Genomic DNA, 20,993 nt, shown 5'->3' with positions numbered 1-20,993 from the left:
CCTCGGTCATTCCCATTTTTAATTATATCGTGAAACGTGACCCGTGTTATCCCTTAATCGCTCCAACCATAATGCCTTTGACAAAATATTTTTGTAAAAAAGGATAGAGCAGCAGCACCGGCAAGTTAGCAACTATAACCGCCGCATATTTGATCGCTTCCGCATCCATTACACTCTTTGCAAGCGTGGAGTCGCTGACGTCGACCATTTCCTGCATCTGCCCTTGTACGAGAATCTCCCGCAATATAAGCTGCAGCGGGTATTTGGCCCGGTCTGTCAAATAGATAAGTGCGTTAAAATACGCATTCCAGTGCCCGACGCTGTAAAACAGCACCATCACGGCAAGAATCGGAGCAGACAAAGGCAGTACGATGCGCAGCAGCGTCTGCATATTAGAGCATCCGTCGATGGAGGCGGATTCCTGAATTTCATTAGGAATGCTGTTTTGAAAAAACGTACGCATAATGACAATGTTCCATACAGATACGGCTGACGGAATGACCAGCGCCCAGAAGGTGTTCAGCATCCCCAGTTTTTTGACCAGCAAATACGAAGGAATCATCCCTCCGCTGAAAAACATCGTAAACAAGATAAGTGCCGTAAACACATTTCGCCCAAAGAAGTCCTTGCGGGACAATGGGTACGCCGCAGCTACCGTCATCACAAGATTGATAGCCGTTCCAACCAATGTATAGGCAATCGTGTTCATATAGCCTGATAATATTTCTTTATTCTGAAAAATTCGCTCGTACCCTACGACCGTTAGCCCCTTGGGCCACAGCCATACTTCTCCCCGAATAACCATCTCGGGACTGCTGACCGATGCAATTAATACAAAGATCAGGGGGTACAGAACGGCTGCGGTGACTAAAGCCAGAATCAAGTTAATGCTGATTTCTATCCCTTTGTCCGTCCGGCTTTCCAGCATTGCAGTCTCCCCCTCTCTACCATAGACTCGTTTCACTGACTTTGCGCGCAATCCGATTTACCGACAGCAGCAGCACAAAGTTGACGACGGAATTGAATAGCCCTACCGCCGCGGAATAGCTAAATTCCGCCCCAAGAATACCGCTTCTGTATACATTGGTGGAAATGACATCTGACGCGGACATGTTCAGCGAATTTTGCATCAGGAATACTTTCTCGAAGCCTACTCCAAGAATGGATCCTACATTCAGAATCAGCAGAATAACGACGGTCGGCATGATGCCGGGCAAATTGATGTGCCAAATGCGCTGCAGTCTGCTTGCTCCGTCCATTCTTGCAGCTTCATGAAGCTGCGGGTCGATGCCTGACAATGCAGCCAAATAAATAATCGAGCTCCACCCCATTTGCTGCCACACACCTGATAATACATATACCGTCTTAAACCAAGCCGGCTCCGTCAGGAAGGAGATCGGTTCACCTCCGAACCATTGGATGAGCAGATTGATCATCCCGCTTTCCGGTGCAAGAAACATCATGATCATTCCGACCGCTACGACCGTCGATAAAAAGTGCGGGGCATAAGTCACCGTTTGAATAAACCGGCGATAAAGGCTCGAACGCACCTCATTAATCATGAGTGCCAGCAGGATCGGTACGGGAAACCCGACAAGCAGCTGGTATAAGCCGATGCCCAATGTATTCTTCATTATTCTCCAAAAATAAAAGCTGGAAAAAAACCGTTCGAAATGTTTGAACCCGACCCATGGACTCCCCCAAATTCCTTTGGTTGCAATAAAATCCTTGAATGCAATTTGAACCCCATACATAGGCACGTACTCGAATACTATGAAGAAAACCAAGACCGGCAGGAACAGCAAATACAGATCTGCGTTTCTTCGTATGCGTTTCATCGCTGTATTCATAGTCACCTTCCTTTCTGCGTTATCGCTCGTGGTGGTCTGTTCCTGTTTCGGATCATACGATGCTCACCCTCAGTCTGGCTATTCTCTTTTCTTTTGTTTTCGGGCTTTACCTTGGTTTCTAAAAAAGTGATAAGAATCTAAAATTTTGTTCCTTCCCTGTTCAAAGCGCATCCTGTAAGATAGTAAGAACAGCCAAAGTTGTTAAAGGAGTCGCTCGAATGAAACGAATTCAAACCAAAAAAACTTCTTTGTTTTTAACTATTCTCATTAGCTTTTTGGTCATCATTCTGTTGTTCTTCACGTTCAACATGGTTGCGTTTGCATTTTTCAAAAGCAAATATCAGGACGAGCTCATTCGCTTCAACCGGTTGAGCCTGCAAAATACAGCGGAACGTTACAACACTCACTTTGCTCGGATCAAGTCTGTCTTATACAAAGTGTACAATGACACGGACGTCACCGGCTTTAATCGCCAGCTATTATCCAAACAGGATAAGGACGTCAACTATCTTCAAGGAAAAAAAATCATTGAAACCTTGCGTGCCGAAGTGTATAACCCGCAGCTGTTTCTCGATAATATCATCGTGTATTACGGCTCCAATTCCTTTACATTGGACAAAGAAGGCAGCAGCGACGCGGAGGATCAGTTCAATCTTCTGTATACAAGCGGAATCTATCCGTTGTCGTTCTGGAGCTCTCAGCTGAGTCAGAGGTCTAATTTCAACCTGCTGCCTACCTCCGGGTTTCAGACCACATGGAATGTCCCGGACAAAAAAGAACTGCTGCCCATCAGCTTCAAGCTTCCGGACAGCAGCTATATGGTTACGGCATTTTTAGACATTACCAAATCTCAACAAGCTTTCTTTGATGATAACGACCATGCTCGCCAATTCATGATTCTGGATAAAGACCAGACCGTCATATATCAATCGTCTGAAGACAAAGCGACGGCTCAGCTTCCTACCTTCTCTTCCGGGATCGATTACAAGCTGAAGGACGGCATCTATTATTTCAAGGAAACCGACAGTGAAGGAATGACCTATATTACCGCCGTGCCTAATGCTGCAATGGCCGCACAGCTGAATCGGCTGATGATCACATTGTTGGTCATTTTCATCATGTCGATTGCTATCGCCCTGGCCGTATCTTTTTTTTACAGCAAACGAATCAATCAACCGGTCAAACAGTTAATCTCGTCCATCTTGAACGGGCAAACTGCCGGCATGAGCAGCTCCATCAGCGAATTTGCCTTTATTCATCAAAAAATTCTCGATCTCGCATCCGAGAAAGATACGATTCAGACTGAGCTGTCCAGCAAGCAGTCGATACTGAAAAGCTATAACTACATTAATAAGCTGAAAAGCATCAATACAGACATTAACGAATGGAAAGGCTTTATCGCTGCCGAGGAAAGCTTTACGATCGTACTCTTCATGCTCCGATTCCGCAGCGGCTCCTTCGATGACACAATATTGAAAAAGGATCGTGCCGCCTACTATTTCCGCGAGCACATCTCCCTTATCTTTTCGGAGAAGATTCCCGGTTGTCACACGTTCCAAATGGAAAAGAATCAAATATTGACGGTCATTAACGGCCGTTACGAACGGGAAATTATTGAAGAGGTGCTGCAGGAACTTAAAGTCGTATTCGATAGGGACAGCAACTACAGCCTGTTTACCGTAGCCGTTAGCTCTTGGTTCGAGCATTCTTCCCAATTCAATCACGCATACCGTCAGGTGCTGGAAATCGTCCGGCAGGCCAAGCTGGTGGAAGAGACTCAGATTATGTTCGGAAGCCGCCCTCTGCCTGCTACCTTCACCTTAAGCCCGGCACAGGACCAGGAATTGAACGCCCGCCTCCAAGCCGGAGACGATACTGGATCTATAACTCTCGTCGAACGCTTTCTCGACGATATGGCGGATAAGGAAGCAAGTGTAACGCAGTTTACGTTATTTGCGGAATCGCTTGAAGCTAAAGTGTGGAAGTTCATGGATATTTATAAAATTGAGCAGGGGGATTCATGGCCGCTCAAGCCGCTGATGCAGCAATTGAAGGAGTGCTGTACTTTGGAGGAATACAAGCAGGTGTTCCGCGATATGTTCCATCTGGCCGTCTCCCTGATTACGGAGAAAAAAGGGGAAAGCGATCCGATCATCACCTTCGTCATGGATCTCCTTCATACCAAGTATGGAGAAGAGCTGTCCCTTGACTATCTGGCGGATAAGCTCAATATGTCGAGCGCCTATTTATCCGTGTACATTAAGGAGAAAACCGGAACGAATTTCAGCGATCATCTGAATGATATTCGCATTCGCAAAGCCCAGGAGCTGCTGTCCAGCACCGATACAAGCATTAACGACGTAGGTCAGCAGATCGGCTACCGCAACATTACTTCTTTTAACCGGATGTTCAAGAAGTGGACCGGGATGACTCCGAGTGAGTACCGCAGAACTTCTATGGTGGCGCAGGGGTAAGAGATGAAAAGGACAAGCTCGCAGAAGCGACTTGTCCTTTGTTGTATGATTGATAGATTAGTGCTGTTGTTTAGCCAATCGGATCACGTTCCAAGAAAACCTAGGCAACAGGGATTCGATAATACCGTCTTTAACCTGAGCGTTCCCGCGGTTATGCGGTGCCACACGGTTGGAGTGACTCACCGTATTCCTTGCCTTAACATCATCGTCTTCGAGCACGATATGCTCGACCACTTTATAATCCTTGAAGTTGCGGATATCACTTTCCAACAATAACGATTCGCTCAAGTGACGGTTAACGGCGAAGATGACCAGCTCATCCTTCTCTTCATTGTATACAGCAGTGGATTCCAGATACGGAACATCAGTGAAATCTTTACTGTCATACTTTGGAGAGGAAATGATAGGATTGAGCGCAACCCCTCTGCCATAAACAGATGTATGCATGTACGGGTAGAAGATCGTTTGCTTCCACGCCTCGCCACCTTTTTCGGTCATGATCGGTGCAATAACGTTCACCAGCTGTGCCATGCAAGCGATTTTGACGCGGTCTGCATGTTTGAGCAATGTGATCAGCATGCAGCCGACAAGAATTGCATCCTCGAATGTGTACACATCCTCCAGCTGTGGCGGGGCAATTTGCCATGGGTCGAGCTTGCGGTCGGCATCATGGGAGTGATACCATACATTCCACTCATCGAAGGACAAGTTAATTGTTTTCTTGCTCCGTTTTTTAGCCTTTACATAGTCACAAATGGCGGTTACAGAGCGGATGAACGCATCCATATCGAGGGAACGGGCAACGAAGTTAGCCGTGTCGTTATCCTTGTTGGCATAGTATGTATGCAGGGAGATATATTCAACATGATCATAGGTATGATCCAAAACCGTTGCTTCCCAATCTGCAAAAGTCTTCATCCCTCTGCTCGAGCTCCCGCATGCAACAAGCTCAATGGTTGGGTCGACCCATTTCATGACCTTCGCTGCTTCGCAGGCTATACGTCCGTACTCCTCCGCCGTTTTATGCCCAATCTGCCATGGACCATCCATCTCATTGCCTAAGCACCAAGTCTTGAATTTATGCGGCTCCTTGTAGCCGTGAGAAATTCGCAGATCACTCCAGTAAGAACCCGCAGGATGATTGCAATATTCTACTAGATTTCTCGCAGCATCGATACCGCGCGTTCCGAGATTTACTGCCATGTTTACTTCCGTATTGGCTTTTTTCGCCCAATCGGCAAACTCGTTCGTTCCTACCTCATTCGTTTCAATCGTTCTCCATGCAAGCTCTAAGCGGCGGGGTCTATTCTCCAGCGGACCTACTCCATCCTCCCAATTGTAGCCGGACACGAAGTTACCGCCCGGGTAACGTACAATCGGGACATTCAGCTCCTGTACCAACTCGATGACATCCTTGCGGAAGCCCTGTTCATCAGCAAGCGGATGACCTGGCTCGTAAATACCTTCGTAGACCGCTCGACCCAAATGCTCAATGAACGATCCGTAAATCCGTTTGTCGATAGATGAAATAATAAAGTCCTTGTCTAGAATCATCGTTGCTTTGCTGTTGCTCATAAGTGTACATCCTCCTTAGAAATGTCATTGTATTTGAACCGTGTGCGCACACGCATTATGGCAAAAGAGTGCCCCAGAGGGTTGATTAAGCTCCTTCACCCATTTTCGTGTGCGCACACGATAAAAGCTGAAAAATTTACCGGGATCATATGGACTCACCGGTAATGATTTGATAAGGCAGCAGCGGCACAGGTGTACAAGTACCTTGCTCGATCTGCTCGATCATGCATTGAACGGCTCTGGAGCCGAATTCCTCTACAGCGTATTCCACCGTAGTCAATGCAGGCGAAATGTACTTCAGGACGTCAATATTATCGAAGCCCATAATTCCTACATCTTCAGGGATATGGAGACCCCTGCTTTTCAAATGATTCATCACTTCCAAAGCGTAAATATCGCAAGAGCATATAATCGCCGTCGTTTTCGATTCGCCGACAAAATCAAGCTGGCTTATAGCTCCGATGTAATCTTTATCCATGATGATGATCGGCTGCTGCTCAATTCCGCTTTCCTTAAGCCCTTCCAGGCAGCCGGCAAGCCGTTCCTCCTGCGTGAATATGTTCGTCCTTCCGCGATAAGACAGCGGTGGGCATACATAGATGAAGCGCTCGTATCGCTTCTCACATATATAGTGGACAGCCTCTTTCATCGCCCGCCGGTCGTCAATACCGATATAGCTCCAATCGTCGGAAACATAATTGCATATCGTCACGACTGGAATTTGCAGGCTTTTTAAGTAGCGGTTGAATTCTTCTCCTTGATTAATGGCAAAAATGATAATGCCATCAACCTTTCGGTGGATCAAGTGTTCAATACACTTCTTTTCATTCTCTGGGTCTTTGTTCGTCAAAACCAGATCAACAAAATAGCCATGCTGTCTTGAAGCCGCCTCTATCGAATTCATCAGCTGCGAAAACGAGCGATTGTACAGATCGAACAGCACAACGCCGATCGTCATCGTTCTTCCCTTGGCTAAGCTTCTCGCCATATAGTCAGGCTGGTAATTCATTTGCTCGGCAACCTTCAATATTCGAGCCTTGGTCTTCTCACTAATTCCTGGCCGATGGTTCAAAGCGCGATCAACCGTACCGGGAGATACTCCACAGAGGACTGCAATTTCTTTAATCGTAACTCCCATAGCTCCTCCTAGAACAATGCGCATGATTTCCAATCTCACTTTTCGTGTGCGCACACGAAAAGAACACTCAAATCAATATAGGCTTATTTTCCATTACTGTCAATCCTCATCAGAGGCTTTATTTTTGATTATTATTACACGGTAAACATCTTGACCTGCTGACGCAAATCGCAAGAAATTGCGCTCAAAGAGTTCGCTGATCGAGCCATATCGTTCACGGAGTCAAGCTGCTTACCCGTAACCGCCACAACGGATTGTGCCGCCTCAGCGGAGTGCCGTGCCGATTGATTCATCTCCTTTACGGAAGCATATGCCAGCTGTGCGCTGTTCGCCAAACTCTGTGCGGCATAGGAGATCTGCTGAATATTCATGCTTACCTCTTCAGCGCTTTGCACGATGCCTGTGAAGGATGACTCCGCATGGGTCATAGAGGCCAATCCGGTCTCCGCCTCGTTCATTCCAAGTTTCATCGTCTCTGCCACCTTGATCGTATCGGCTTGCACCTCTTTTATAATACCGGCGATGTGCTGTCCGGCTTGGGCCGATTGCTCTGCCAGCTTCCTCACCTCGCTAGCAACTACAGCAAACCCGCGGCCATGCTCTCCCGCTCTCGCCGATTCAATAGCCGCATTCAATGCTAGCAGACTTGTCTGATTGGCCAGCTCGCCAATCAGGTGAACAATACCGCCAATTTGCTGCGAGTGCTCTCCGAGCTGCTTCATCCCTTGCTCCGCTCGCATCACAACCGAGGTAATATTGCGCATGGCATCCATAGCTGACTGCATCGATGCATGGCCCTGCCTTGCTTGCATGGAAGCATCTGCGGCGACATCGGATACTTCAATAGTGGACTCGGCTATGAGTCTGACGCCTTCGGTTATGGCTTCAATCGATTGTCCGGTCTCACCTGCGCAGGTCATTTGATGCTCCGAGCCTACGGCAACGACTCGAATCGATTCACTCACCTCTTCCGCGGCTTGAGTATTTTGCTCGCTGTAAGCGAGCAATTGCTCCGAAGAAGCTGCCACAGCATTCGAAGCATCGTGAATATGTATAATAGTCGTCCTTAGCTGCACCCTCATTTGGTTCAGCGAAACCACCAGCTGTCCGATCTCATCCCTATTATTGACTTGGAGCGAGGCAAGGGATAGGTTTCCCTGTGCAATCCGCTGAAGGGCTTCCGATACTTGCCTAACCGGATTTGCCACGTTACCCGCCATAACAACTGCCGTTATGATAGATACGATAATCGTTAACAGCAGCGTGATCCCGATCCCTCTTAATGCACTGTTATACAGCTGCTGGCTCTTCTGTGTCGACGCCTGCGCCCCGCTCTCATTCAGCTTGACCAGCGTATCAATCTCCTGCTGCATGGCTTCATAGGCTTGCTCGGATTTGGACAGCATAGCCGTAATTTGACTGGCGTAGGCTCCCGATCCCTCAACGAAGTTAACTCTGTTAGCCATAACGAACGAGTCTGAGTACACATTTTTATACTCAGACCAGCGCTGCCGCAGCTTATCCAAATGTTCCTGGTCTTCCTGAATCCCGGCTCGCTGTCCATATAGCGCTAGAAGATCGTCAATTCGCTTGAAGATGGCACCTGATTCCGGCATAAACGTCTTCTTTTTGTCATCATTAGGTTCCATAATCATAGTGGCTTGAAGAGCCAGCATATGTTTCCCCAACAGGTTAATCTGGTTGATTGTTTTAATTCCTGCCATCCAGGAGCCTGTAATTTCCTTCATTTCCTGCTGCATCAGGGACATCCTGCTCATAGCGGTTGCTCCTACAATCAATAGCATTACGATAATGACCAGGAAAGAGCTAATTAATTTTTTCCGAACGGTCAGTTGTGCAGCGCCTCTCACAGCCTTCAAGTTCAATAGTCGCCCCAAACGATTAAGCATCCAAACAATCCCCTCTATGCTCTCTAGTTATATATCCACTTCTTTCAAAACTAGCTTTAGTTTACTAGCTATTATTAAGAGATATGTTATCTGAATCTAAAGGTTATGTTAATTTTATCTATGATTTTTATTAGATAACATAGATTTTTTCTATACTTTATAAAATAAGATCGGCACTTGTTATTGAATCTGTCCCCATCCATGCTTTTTTTCAGTATAAAGGTCCATTGACAAATGCACCCTCCGCTTATATAGTTAGTTACATGAGTAACTAACCAGTTAAGTAGTAGAGAGTTGGTGATTAGATTATGGGATTGATAATAGATGACAGCCGTCCGATATTCGTGCAAATTGCCGAACGGATCGAGGACGACATCGTCGAAGGACGACTGCCTGAAGAATCGCAGGTTCCTTCGACGAATCAATTCGCCGCCTTTTACCAGATCAATCCGGCAACGGCTGCGAAAGGTGTCAATCTGCTGGTGGATCAAGGAATTTTGTATAAAAAGCGAGGGATCGGCATGTTTGTAGCGACAGGAGCCCGTGTAGAATTGCTGGAAAAAAGAAAACATCAGTTTTACGAGCAGTTTGTCGTAACGATGATCCGAGAAGCCGAAAAGCTTGGAATTACAAAGGAGCAATTGACGGAGATGATTCGGAAAGGAGATGCTAATTCATGAGTCATGTTATAGAGGTTCACGGACTGAGCAAATCTTATGGAACTATCAAAGCGGTCGATGATATCAGTTTTGTCATAGAATCCGGCAAAATATATGGACTACTCGGAAGGAACGGCGCAGGAAAGACGACGATCATGCATATGATAACGGCGCAATTATTCCCTACAAACGGCGAAGTCAAGGTATTCGGGGAAGCTCCGTATGAGAACAATCGCGTTTTAAGTCAAATTTGCTTCATTAAGGAAAGCCAGAAGTACCCTGATCATTTCCGCGTTATGGACGTACTTCAGTTGGCCCCTTCCATCTTCCCGGATTGGGATGAGGAGTTTGCCTATTCGTTAATCGAGGAATTCCAGCTTCCTCTTAAACGTAAGATCAAGAAGCTGTCGAGAGGGATGCTCTCTTCTGTAGGTATTGTCATCGGCTTAGCCAGCCGGGCTCCGCTGACGATTTTCGATGAGCCCTATTTAGGACTCGATGCTGTAGCTAGGGGCTTATTCTATGACCGGTTGATTGAGGATTATGCGGCTTATCCACGGACCATTATCTTGTCTACTCATTTGATCGATGAGGTAAGCCGGATTTTAGAGCATGTTATTGTGATCGATGGCGGGAAGCTGCTTATTGACGAGGAAGCAGAGACATTACGCGGGCAGGCAGTTTCCGTGGCCGGTCTGGCGTCCACAGTCGATTCCTTCATTGCGGATAAACGTACGATCTCACGTGAACCATTCGGCGCATTAGTGACAGCTACCATAATGGGGAACCTGGACGACAAGGAGCGTAAACGTGCGGAGGCTCAAGGATTGGAGCTTGCACCGGTCTCTTTGCAGCAGTTGATCGTTCATCTCACGAAGGGGAAATTCGATAATAAGGCGGTGGATACCCGATGAACCGGATTCCAGCTATTATAAAAATGCATTTTAGAGACAAGTGGACAGCTTTCTTACTCCCTTGGGCCATTCTACTTTCTAGTTTTATCGTTAACCTGTTCGTCAGCTATTTAATCGATAACCAAGAGCCATTTTATACCGGAGGTCTTGCGTCCATTTTCATCTCCATGACGATCATTGGCGCCGTAACTATGGCTCAAACGTTTCCATTTGCACTCGGCTTGAGTGTGCGGAGAAAAGATTACTTTCTTGGCACTACTCTTGCTGCCTTGATTATCAATGTGGTGTCAGCCCTCTTGTTAAGTATTTTCTCGCTTGTCGAACATAGTACAGATGGTTGGAGGGTCAAGATGTATTTTTTCAATAACCCTTTAGTCGATACCTTTAACGTGGCAGGGCATCTCGTGATTTATCTAGTCCTACTCCTGCATTTGCACTTTCTGGGGTTTGCTATATCCAGCATACATCGACGGTTTGGTCCAAGCGGATTATTTATTTTCTTAGCCGCGGTGTTAGTCCTTTTCAGCAGTCTCGCGCTCGTATTTACCCACTATCAGCTATGGGTCGGAATCGCTCTTTGGTTTGTCGGGCACTTTGCTCTATTCGTGTGCTGCATGGCTCTGGTGATTTTCCTGTATGCATTCGTATCCTATGCTCTACTGCGCAGGGCGACGGTCTGACCATAATTGGCCCTATTTCAGGGTATTCTAATAATTCTAATGCAAAATTAGCATAATAACACAATTGGGGGTAGATTATGACTACTCAAACGTTTATTCAATTCATCATCATCGCTGTTGTCATCGTACTCGTTATTTGGCTTAGATCTCGCCGCAAAGATAAGCCCATACGGAATAAGGGATATCGTATGCTAACCCCCTTAGTCTTGCTGCTTATTGTATTCGGCTATTCTATTAATTCACTAACACATATACCCGATCATCCGTTCCATCTCCCGGCGATTTGGGAGATGCTGATTGCAGGTGTTCTCGGAATCGCTCTCGGCAGTGTTATGCTCTATCATACAGGGTACGAGAGGCGTGAAGACGGGCAGATCTACGCCAAACGTAATAAAAACTTTAAATACGTGATCATCGCTGTCATTATTATTCGGGTGGCATTGTCCCAGTATTTCAAAGGTCTCGATTATACGGAATTCACTGTTTTGACTATGGTGATGGCTTACCTGTACATCTGTGTCTGGCGAGTGGGCAGCTTTATCAAATTCCGTCAAGTCAGCAGCAATAGCTAAAAGGAAAATCGGGAAACCATTGCTGTAAAGCAAATGATTTCCCGATAATAACAGCTGAAGGCTTTGCTTCGCAAAGCCTTCTTAGTATGTCTGACAGGAAGGAATCCCCCATCAAGTCTCATTATTAATCTTCGCTAATAGCAGCTTCAAGAGCAACAACAATCATATCATTAAACGTCGTCTGGCGCTCCTCCGCCGTCGTATCAGCTTCGCCGCTGAACAAGTGATCGCTGACAGTAAGAATCGATAATGCCTGCACACCGTATTTAGCCGCAATCGTATATAATGCAGTAGTTTCCATTTCCACTGCCAGTACGCCGTATTCGGCCATCTTTTTCACCAGATCCATGCTATCCCGATAAAAAGCGTCTGCTGTCAGAACGCTTCCTACTTTAATGGAGAGACCTTTCTCCAGCCCTGCAAGATACGCTTGTCTCAGCAACTCAAAATCCGCATGGGGAGCATAATCGCATCCCGGAAAAATATGCTTGTTCATGCTAGAATCCGTACTTGCCGTCATGGCAATGATAACATCACGAATTTTCACATCCTGCTGAATTCCACCGCAAGTCCCTACTCGAATCAGCTTCTTGGCTCCGTAATCCCGAATCAGTTCATTCGCATAGATCGATATGGACGGCATCCCCATGCCCGTTCCTTGTACGGAAATCCGCTTTCCCTTGTAGGTTCCAGTAAATCCAAGCATACCTCGAACCTGATTGTAGCAAACGACATCTTCCAAGTACGTTTCCGCAATATGCTTGGCCCGGAGCGGATCTCCCGGAAGTAATAAAGCTTCTGCAATTTCGCCTTCCTTGGCGTTAATATGGATACTCATTCAAATACCGTTACATGTTGAAATGCAGCGGTATTCACCTCCCTTTTGTCATACTATTTGTTACTCTCGGTTTCTAATGTACCATGAAAACGACAATTGTTCTAACTAGGGTTAGGAAGCTTTCAGTTGCACTACATTTCTAGCGTATAGAATGAAAAAAGAGCCGCCTCCCGACGCTTTGTCGAAAGACAACTCCGTACCCTATTTATGCTGTGACAATTGTTATTTCTGAGCTTCGTCCGCAGCTTCAATTTCAAGACACGCCATAATGAACGGAGCGGAGCCTTTCGGATCGTCTCTGCGTGTTGGCTCGCTGATGTAATAAGCGTAAGAGCCGTCGCGATAAGGCTTGTTGCCAAGACCTGCCACACTGCAAATGTGATCAAGATACCAGCTGCCGTTCTCGTCCTTGCCTACGCAGTGCTCTACGAGTCCTGCATGTCCGCGGCGTGCCGCATTCAAAGCATCCTTACCCAAGTAACCTTTGCGTGCGCCCTTCGCTAATGCACAGACGAACATTGAGGAACCGGAAGCCTCCAAATAGTTACCCTTGCGATCCCCATGATCCAGTACTTGATACCAAAGGCCCGATTCTTGATCCTGATAACGCATAATAGCTCCAGCCAAACGGTGGAAAATCCCAACGATTTGTCCGCGTTTTGGATGATCTAAAGGCAAGAAATCGAGTACGTCTACAATTGCCATTACGTACCAACCGATAGCACGGCCCCAGAAATGAGGGGAGCAGCCGTTTTCTTTGTTGGCCCAACGCTCCTCTTTTGTTTCATCCCAGCCATGGTACAAAAGTCCGGTTGCCGGATCGCGGGATACCTTTTCCATCAATAAAATCTCGTTAGCTACATCGTCATACCACTCGTGCTCACCGGATAGCTTAGCGTAAGCCGCGAGCAGCGGAGACGTCATATATACACCATCCAGCCACATTTGGAACGGATAAATTTTCTTATGCCACAGTCCGCCTTCACTAGTGCGAGGATGACCTTTTAGTTGAGTAACAAGCAGCTCGATAGCTTTTTTGTATTTTTCCTCGCCGGTTTTTTCATATAGCAAAAATAACGATTTGCCCTGATTGATTTGATCCACGTTGTATTCATTCAATTCGTAGGTATCAATCGTTCCGTCCTCACGGATGAACAGATCCATGTTTTCTTTAATGTAACGATAATATTTGTCGTCACCTGTTTTCAGCCACAAACGCTCCATCGCCGTCAGCGCGCATCCGTTTTCATAATTCCAGCTTCTTCTTTTTTGAAACGGCATATCGGACACGATAGGGTATTTTGTCATAAACGAATCCGCCATTGCTGCAGACCAAATCGTACTCATTATTTTGTTCCTCCTCTTATTTAATTAAAAGTTGGGTCATTTTATACTTATTTCTTCTTCCCATAGCCAGCAGAGCCCATACATCTGTTCCCTGGATGCCTTGCTCAACAGGCTTCTGCGTAGTTTCTTCGATATTACATTAGCATATCTACGGACAAGAAGCCTTACGTTTTTTGCTGATTTCTTAACAGAAATAATAGTATATTGTTCCGTTCGGTATTCCATACGCCAGTAAATGACAGAAAAACGTAAATGCAAACCAAGCAGAGTCATAAAGATGGAATCCATTCTTTAAAATGATTAAACGCACTATGCTTCACCCAAAAGTCAATAACTTCATTGTTCGGTATATGTGCTAACAAAATATCATTTTCAGGTATGACCAATTGATCCATTACGGATCCGTTCTTTGAAGTGATATTTGTAGTGGTGGTACCTTTAATATGTCTTTGAAAGATTACAGGCTCGGAATCCATTTCGCAAAAAGCCAAACATTCTTTTGTGTACACAGTCCGGTCTTCTTTATCCTCTAATAACTTGATCACATCTTCTGCTGTTAGACAGTTATTGATATACTTTACAAATGGATCAGGAAAACCGTTTAAAGCATTTATGTATAATCCAACATCAGTAACAACTACTGAACTGCCAAGCTTATCTCTTGCCCACTTACACGAAAATTGTGCTATATCTTCGACTTTCATGCTCTGTATTTCAGGGACATCGATATTACTTTGTTTCAAGGTAATATTTGTTCCTCTAAGAACCTTCGTTGCAATTTCAAATTTCGCCGCATTTGAAGTTACATAAATAAGCTCCACTAAAATCTCCACTCTTTCTAACGCTCAATAGTTTTCATCTATTTTCCACATATAAACATATAATTCCTCTTTTAATAAACTGATGCCTTCCGACCCAAGCATTCTGAAAATGCTATTTACATCCACAAGAAACTGTGGTATTTTAAATTTCGATAGATGTAGAAATAAACAACAAAGACAAAGGTGAGGTTATTATGGTTGAGGATAACGCTGATGTTCGGCAAGCCGTCAAAGTATACAAAGCACTTGGGGAACCGACCCGGCTTAAAATCGCCTTACTTCTAACCGAGGAAAGGAATCTGTGCTGCTCCGATATTATGGGAAAGCTGGAATCCGTCGCCGGCTCGACGCTGTCTCATCACCTGAAGCAGCTAACAGACTGCGGACTATTGGATCTTCGCAAGGATGGTACCTACATTTTTTATAGTGTGAACCGTGAAATCGCACAAAAATATGCTCCTTTTTTGCTGGAGTAATTTTTTTGATCTTTGTTTCTATATTTATAGAAATATAAAAATAGTGGAGTGAGAGAGGAGCAACACACAATGACGTCCTATGCATTGAAAATCTATATGCTTGCAGCTGTCAGTTTCCTGGTCGGCACGTCGGAATTTATTATTGCAGGGATTTTGGATAAGGTTGCGGCAGATATCGGGGTTCCCGTGTCCGCTGCGGGCCAGCTTATCACCGTATTTTCCCTTGCTTACGCCTTCGGGACCCCGATCCTAATGGCTGTTACATCCCGGATGGAGCGGAGAAAGCTGCTGCTCTATTCCCTCAGCGTATTCGTGTTGGGCAACGCAGTCGCCGTTTTAATGCCGGGCTTCACCTTCCTAGTCGCCTCACGCATCATCTTGGCACTTAGCACGGGCGTATTCGTCGTTACCGCGTTGACGGTGGCATCCAAGCTTGCTCCTTCAGATAAACAGGGAAGTGCTATCGCCACGCTTGTGATGGGTTTTTCAACCGCGCTGATCGTCGGTGTTCCCATAGGTAGGGTCATCGCTTCCTTCTATGACTGGAAGATGGTATTTGGAGGCATTGGTGTACTCGGACTGTTTGCGATGCTTGCTGTGTCCCTCACCATTCCGAAGTCCGAAGGAGAGGAGCCGGTGCCGATCAGCAAACAGCTTGCGCTGCTGAAGGAGCCGAGGATTGCTGTAGCACTGCTTATCACGTTTTTCTGGATTGCCGGTTATGCGATTGCTTATACGTACATCTCACCGTTCCTTCTCACGATTACTGGCATGAGCGAGCAAGGGGTAAGTGCAGGACTGTTCGCTTTTGGAATCGCCAGCTTGCTCGGCTCCAAATTCGGGGGCTACAGCACGGACAAATGGGGCGTTTCACGTACGCTGATCGGTGGTATGCTGGTTCACGCAGTTGCTCTGATTCTCATCTCCATTGCTGGTCAATCTCCTGCTTTCATGCTCCCACTTCTTGTACTGTGGTCCTTCTCCGCTTGGTCTTCAGGACCGACCCAGCAGTATAATTTGATTCAACAGGCACCGGAAGCTTCGGGTATTATGCTCAGCTTGAACAGCTCTGTGCTTCAGTTAGCTATGGCAGCAGGCGCTGGCATCGGCGGGCTTGTCGTAGAGCAAGCGTCCCTCACGTCCATTAGTTGGATTGGGGCTGCTGGAGTAACCGTCGCTGCTGCAACAGCCGCCGTTTCGTTAGGGTTAACGCGTTCAGAAACCCGGCGCAAGGCAGAGAAGCGTAAGCTGCAAGGGGTATAAGGGATGTCGCTGCTAGGCTGGTAGTGTAACGGGATCGTTCAAAAGGACGGTCCCGTTGTTTTATTAAGAACAGGAAACGAAGCTGAATTACAGGTGGGTGTTCTCATTTCAATATGCCTATTGATCCCTAAACTTTAACATAAGGGAATGATTGGAGATAGTAAAAAGAAAACGCCAAGACTATGCTTGACGTTTTCTCTATCTTCTATATTGCAGCCAGTGTATAGATATGATTCGGGTTGGCGGTAAAAAGGATATCTGTGCCTGTGGTTCCAGCATAAACAGGCTCACCATTCTCATCCAAGATACGTACGGGTTGGTTAAGCCGAACTTGGCAAACTCCCCCGTTTGTCGACCGGACTGTTGCTTGCCGAAGTTTACCTTCCTCCCACTCGATGCCGATTTCGTATCCGCCTCGAGCCTTAAGTCCGCTTACGCGGCCATTCTCCCATTCGGAAGGAAGTGCAGGAAGCAGGTGTACCGCCCCAGCATGACTTTGCAGCAGCATTTCTGCAATTCCAGCCGTGCCTCCAAAATTACCATCAATTTGGAAAGGGGGATGGTTATCAAATAAATTGTTCAAGGTCGACTTGCGCAGCAGCTCGTTTGTATTCAAGTATGCTTGCTCTCCATCCCCAAGCCGCGCCCAAAAATTAATAATCCATGCGCGGCTCCAACCGGTATGACCTCCCCCATTTGCCAGCCGTCGATCCAGTGTAGTCCTGGCTGCTTTAGCGAGTTCCGGCGTCTCATTTGGACTGATGGACGTTCCAGGGTGCAGGGCGAACAAATGGGAAATGTGTCTATGGCCGGGATCCTTTTCCTCATAATCTTCGAGCCACTCTTGCAGCTGTCCATGCTTGCCAATCTTGATTGGCGGAAGCTTGCTCAGAGTCTCTTCCAGTTCTCCTAGAAATTCGTTGTCCTTCCGTAGCAGGCGACCAGCCTCGATGCAGCTTTTGAACAGTTCCGTTAATATTTGGTTGTCCATCGACGGACCATAGCATAGTGTTCCGGATTGTCCATTCGGAAGCAAATACCTGTTTTCAGGTGATACGGATGGAGATGTGACCAGCTGCCCGTTGCCGTCCGGGATCAGGAAATCAAGGAAGAAGAGAGCGGATTCTTTCATTGTCTCATAGGCCCGTTCGAGGAATTGACGATCTTGTGTAAATTGATAGTGCTCCCATAAATGCAAGCACAACCAGGCAGCGCCCATGGTCCAATAGGTTGCGGGAAGGTAAATATCTTGTGGTGCTGTGTCAGCCCATATATCCGTATTATGATGGGCAACAAAGCCACGACACCCGTACATAACTGATGCCGTTCGACGACCGGGTTCCTTCATTCTTTCGACAAGGTCAAATAAAGGTAAATGACACTCTGACAAGTTACATGTTTCCGCATGCCAGTAGTTCATTTGCGCATTAATGTTAATGGTGTATTTGCTGTCCCAAGGCGGCAGCATCTGATCGTTCCATATCCCCTGCAAGTTAGCAGGAAGCGAACCGGGACGGCTGCTGGCAATAAGCAGATAACGTCCGAATTGAAAGTAAAGGGTGATCAGTCCAGGGTCTTTCTCCCCTTGCTTCAACCGCTCCAGCCTTTCAGGAGTGGATAACTCAGAGAGAGGCTGCCTCTCGCTAACTTTCGGCACCGATACGGATAACTGAAGATGAACTCTATCGTACAAAACCTTGTAATCCGCAATATGATTATCTCGAAGCAACGCGTATGGTTGAGCTGCCGCACGGTCCAGCAGCTCGTCACACGACTGCTCAGGATCGGCATAGCGGAATGTCGTGGCTCCGGAAAGCAGAAGGGTGACTGCATTGGCGCCCTCTACAACGAGATGCTCCCCAATCGTACGGATCGAACCACCTTCGGATACAGCTTTAACTTTTAGTACATAGTCTGTACCATCCGTACCGTAGCAGCAGTTCCGCATGACAATACTGTCTTCTCCAGATTTGCTGGCACCATCCATATACTTGCCTTTTTTTCTTTCGAATCGGGAGTAGAATGAAATACCCTGCGGCTTGTCCGTTTCGAGACGAATGACAATAACTCCGTCCGGATAACTCGCAAATGTCTCGCGTTTATATCGATAGCCGTCCATTGTAAAACTGCTGGAGACTATGGCCGTATTTAGATCAAGCTCTCTTCGATAGTGAAGAGGTTCCTTCTGTTGATTGTCAAAATGAATCAGCAAATCACCTGCCGTCATATAATGCCGTTGGCTGCAGGGCGTACCGGAGAAGGCCATTTCCGCCAATCGATGCGCTTCATGGAGCTTTCCCTCGAAAAGAAGCTGCCTTATAATCGGTAGATGTTCGAGTGCATCTTGGTTGTTACGATCATTAGGGCCCCCATACCAAATGCTATCCTCATTAAGCTGAATTCTCTCTTTTTCCACGTGGCCGAACACCATCGCACCCAACCGGCCATTGCCCACAGGAAGTGCTTCATTCCAATCCTCCGCAGGACGCCTGAACCAAATGCTCGAATTCATCTAAGCCTCTTCCCTTTCTGGTTATGATCCTAAGCTGCATTGATTATACCTGAAGCTGGACAATAAAACTTCACTATTTCTTGCTCTAAAAACACGATTATTTATATATAATTGTTCCCTGACCGATTCAGTAACATGAGAAAACCGCACGATCGCTAAAGCTTGCGACCGTGCGGTTTGTTATTAGTTAATAAATTTCAGCTGCTGAAGCATTCTCTTCAGCATAACAGCTGCTTGCGCTCGAGTGGCAAGCTCGCCTGGAGCGAATGAACGCTCACCTGTCCCCTGCATAATACCCGCTTTCACAGCCCAGCTTACCGATTTTTCCGCCCAACCGCTAATTGAAGCGGCATCGGAATAAGCTTGGGATAAATTCGTTGAATCCGTTGTGCTCATGCCTGCAAACTTCGCAGCTCGTTCAATCATAACGGCCATTTGCTCTCTAGTAATGGTTGCCTCAGGCTGGAATTGTCCGGTTTCATAACCTTGCACCAACCCCGCCGATACTGCCGCACCTACGGAGCCTGCATACCAAGCATCTGCTTTCACATCGGAGAATGCTGCGCCAGACAACTGCTCATCAAGACCTAACGCACGAACCAGAATTGAGGCGAATTCGGCACGGGTAATCGAACGATTAGGTTCAAAAGTGGTTAAGGAGCTTCCTTGTATCAACCATTTAGAAGCTAGCAGCTCCACCTCTTTTTGCGCCCAATGTTCTTTCATGTCATTGAACGATTTGGAAGATTCAATAATTGCATACACGTCGTTGCCTGGGTGCATCCACTTAGCTTTTGTTACACCGTTTTCCGTTACAAACAAGGTAGGGACAAACCTCATTTGGCCAGTGATTGGATTTACGATTACACCCGTTGCTTTGTTCGGATCGACAGCCTTAGAAAGAACCATTGTTTTTGTAATGTATGTAGCATTATTGGCTACCTCTTCTATTTTGCCATTTACAGCAATCGCCAGATGATATTCAATCGGCTGCTGCAGCAATGTAGCTCCTGCTTGTTTAGCCTGATTGGCTGCAAGCTGCTCTAATTGTTGATTTGCTTGGCTTATGCTTACTTGCAAAGTGGCGTCCTTCGAGTTGGCTGAGGCCAGCTTGGAAATGGCCTGAAGCGGCAGCTCGTAAGAAGCTGAACTCGTATTTACCAAAATCACTGCATTTGGAGATGCTGCTGCTGCGCTAAACAAAATTTGGGCAGGCAGCACAACATTCACTGATGCGGACGAGGAATTCAGATCCAGTACAACAATAGGCGACTTTTGTTTGGCCGATTCTTTAAGAGCTTCAGCCAGTTTAGCTCCGTCAACCGTTACCTTGGAGGATACTGTACCGTCTGGGCGAGTTTCAGTTTTCACCTGCATTGCATCCGCAGGCAATTTAATTTGACTTCCAGTCGTTGGCGTGCCTGAAGTTCCATTATCTCCGCCTGTCGTAGTGCTTCCACTGCCTCCACTAGTACCACTTCCTCCACCGGATGAAGGACCACGACCGCTGCTGCTGTAGGTTCTTACGGTTGCAGGCAAAGCCTGACTGATGTTGCCTGCTGCATCAATCGCCGTTAGTTGGAACGAGTAGGCTGTACCAGGCAGCAGCCCGGTTACGGTATAAGATTGGACATTGCCCTCCACAATCGCTTCCTTGCTGTTATTCCATAGCAGCTTGTATTGAGCTACTCCAACACTATCCTTGGCTGCAGGCCAGTTCAATACGACTGTCGTATTTGTTACGCTGCCTGCACTCAATGTACCGCCGTTCCACACCGGCGCTTTCGTATCCACTACCGTCACGTTCACATCCGTACTATAGGTTGAGTACGTCACACTCGTTACCGTTGCTTTTGCAGCTCCCGGCTTCAAGCCGGTAATAAGTCCTGTTGCGCTTACGCTTGCCTTGTCGTTACCGCCTGACCAAGCTACCTTCTGGTCTACGGTTGTAGGCTGGACCGTCG

General features: G+C 46.7%; 17 protein-coding genes. 7 read left to right on the top strand and 10 right to left on the bottom strand.

The features are described from left to right. Positions 1–46 precede the first annotated feature (46 nt). Entirely contained in the window at positions 47–928 is an 882-nt protein-coding gene (locus tag BP97_RS0100085) for a carbohydrate ABC transporter permease (protein WP_028547286.1), read from the bottom strand. A gap of 16 nt (positions 929–944) precedes the next feature. Continuing rightward, complete coding sequence (locus tag BP97_RS0100080; protein WP_231506177.1) at positions 945–1,850, bottom strand: ABC transporter permease; 906 nt, start codon at positions 1,848–1,850, stop codon at positions 945–947. Positions 1,851–2,068: 218 nt separating this feature from the next. Between BP97_RS0100080 and BP97_RS0100075 the strand changes: the two genes are divergently transcribed. After that, positions 2,069–4,324 carry a helix-turn-helix domain-containing protein gene (locus tag BP97_RS0100075; protein ID WP_028547284.1) on the top strand — a complete coding sequence of 752 codons (2,256 nt, stop codon included), beginning with the start codon at positions 2,069–2,071 and terminating at the stop codon, positions 4,322–4,324. 57 nt (positions 4,325–4,381) lie between these two features. Here the strand turns inward: BP97_RS0100075 and arfA are convergent, their stop codons facing one another. From arfA to BP97_RS0100060, 3 genes are all read right to left on the bottom strand, one after another. Continuing rightward, positions 4,382–5,899 carry an arabinosylfuranosidase ArfA gene (arfA, locus tag BP97_RS0100070; RefSeq protein ID WP_028547283.1) on the bottom strand — a complete coding sequence of 506 codons (1,518 nt, stop codon included), beginning with the start codon at positions 5,897–5,899 and terminating at the stop codon, positions 4,382–4,384. A 145-nt stretch (positions 5,900–6,044) separates the two neighbouring features. After that, positions 6,045–7,037 (bottom strand): LacI family DNA-binding transcriptional regulator, encoded by a 993-nt coding sequence (locus tag BP97_RS0100065; protein WP_028547282.1) that lies wholly within the window; start codon positions 7,035–7,037, stop codon positions 6,045–6,047. Between the two features lie 134 nt (positions 7,038–7,171). After that, positions 7,172–8,947 carry a methyl-accepting chemotaxis protein gene (locus tag BP97_RS0100060; protein ID WP_028547281.1) on the bottom strand — a complete coding sequence of 592 codons (1,776 nt, stop codon included), beginning with the start codon at positions 8,945–8,947 and terminating at the stop codon, positions 7,172–7,174. 308 nt (positions 8,948–9,255) lie between these two features. Here BP97_RS0100060 and BP97_RS0100055 point away from each other — a divergent pair, with 308 nt between their 5' ends. From BP97_RS0100055 to BP97_RS0100040, 4 genes are all read left to right on the top strand, one after another. After that, on the top strand, positions 9,256–9,627 hold the full coding sequence (locus BP97_RS0100055) for a GntR family transcriptional regulator (RefSeq protein ID WP_028547280.1): 372 nt from the start codon (positions 9,256–9,258) through the stop codon (positions 9,625–9,627). Then, positions 9,624–10,520: an ABC transporter ATP-binding protein gene (locus tag BP97_RS0100050; RefSeq protein ID WP_028547279.1), complete on the top strand. Its 897-nt coding sequence runs from the start codon at positions 9,624–9,626 to the stop codon at positions 10,518–10,520. The genes BP97_RS0100055 and BP97_RS0100050 overlap by 4 nt, the downstream gene beginning before the upstream one ends. Then, positions 10,517–11,200: a hypothetical protein gene (locus tag BP97_RS0100045; RefSeq protein ID WP_028547278.1), complete on the top strand. Its 684-nt coding sequence runs from the start codon at positions 10,517–10,519 to the stop codon at positions 11,198–11,200. The genes BP97_RS0100050 and BP97_RS0100045 overlap by 4 nt, the downstream gene beginning before the upstream one ends. Positions 11,201–11,277: 77 nt before the next feature. After that, the gene (locus BP97_RS0100040; protein ID WP_028547277.1) at positions 11,278–11,772 is read left to right on the top strand and encodes a CcdC protein domain-containing protein; all 495 of its coding nucleotides are present in this window, start codon (positions 11,278–11,280) and stop codon (positions 11,770–11,772) included. Positions 11,773–11,896: 124 nt separating this feature from the next. On the opposite strand, the gene deoD is transcribed toward BP97_RS0100040, so the two are convergent. The 3 genes from deoD to BP97_RS0100025 form a co-directional block, all read right to left on the bottom strand. Then, on the bottom strand, positions 11,897–12,610 hold the full coding sequence (gene deoD, locus BP97_RS0100035) for a purine-nucleoside phosphorylase (RefSeq protein WP_028547276.1): 714 nt from the start codon (positions 12,608–12,610) through the stop codon (positions 11,897–11,899). A 222-nt stretch (positions 12,611–12,832) separates the two neighbouring features. After that, the gene (locus BP97_RS0100030; RefSeq protein WP_028547275.1) at positions 12,833–13,957 is read right to left on the bottom strand and encodes a glycoside hydrolase family 88/105 protein; all 1,125 of its coding nucleotides are present in this window, start codon (positions 13,955–13,957) and stop codon (positions 12,833–12,835) included. A 269-nt stretch (positions 13,958–14,226) separates the two neighbouring features. Further along, positions 14,227–14,778 (bottom strand): non-canonical purine NTP pyrophosphatase, encoded by a 552-nt coding sequence (locus BP97_RS0100025; protein WP_028547274.1) that lies wholly within the window; start codon positions 14,776–14,778, stop codon positions 14,227–14,229. 194 nt (positions 14,779–14,972) lie between these two features. On the opposite strand from BP97_RS0100025, the gene BP97_RS0100020 reads away from it, so the two are divergent. Both BP97_RS0100020 and BP97_RS0100015 read left to right on the top strand, forming a co-directional pair. Further along, a complete protein-coding gene (locus tag BP97_RS0100020) occupies positions 14,973–15,254 on the top strand; it encodes an ArsR/SmtB family transcription factor (protein ID WP_028547273.1) in 282 nt (93 codons plus the stop codon). A 69-nt stretch (positions 15,255–15,323) separates the two neighbouring features. Continuing rightward, a complete protein-coding gene (locus BP97_RS0100015) occupies positions 15,324–16,517 on the top strand; it encodes an MFS transporter (protein ID WP_028547272.1) in 1,194 nt (397 codons plus the stop codon). 205 nt (positions 16,518–16,722) lie between these two features. Here BP97_RS0100015 and BP97_RS34675 read toward each other — a convergent pair whose 3' ends face one another. Further along, positions 16,723–19,029, bottom strand: coding sequence for a glycoside hydrolase family 95 protein (locus tag BP97_RS34675; RefSeq protein ID WP_081823846.1), 2,307 nt, complete (start codon positions 19,027–19,029; stop codon positions 16,723–16,725). A 183-nt stretch (positions 19,030–19,212) separates the two neighbouring features. After that, a partial coding sequence (locus BP97_RS0100005; RefSeq protein ID WP_028547271.1) for an S-layer homology domain-containing protein occupies positions 19,213–20,993 on the bottom strand: 1,781 nt, incomplete at its 5' end.

The sequence above is a fragment of the Paenibacillus sp. UNC451MF genome, from assembly GCF_000686845.1.
Classification (GTDB): Bacteria; Bacillota; Bacilli; order Paenibacillales; family NBRC-103111; genus Paenibacillus_S.
This window is presented reverse-complemented; position numbering and strand designations above follow the sequence as displayed.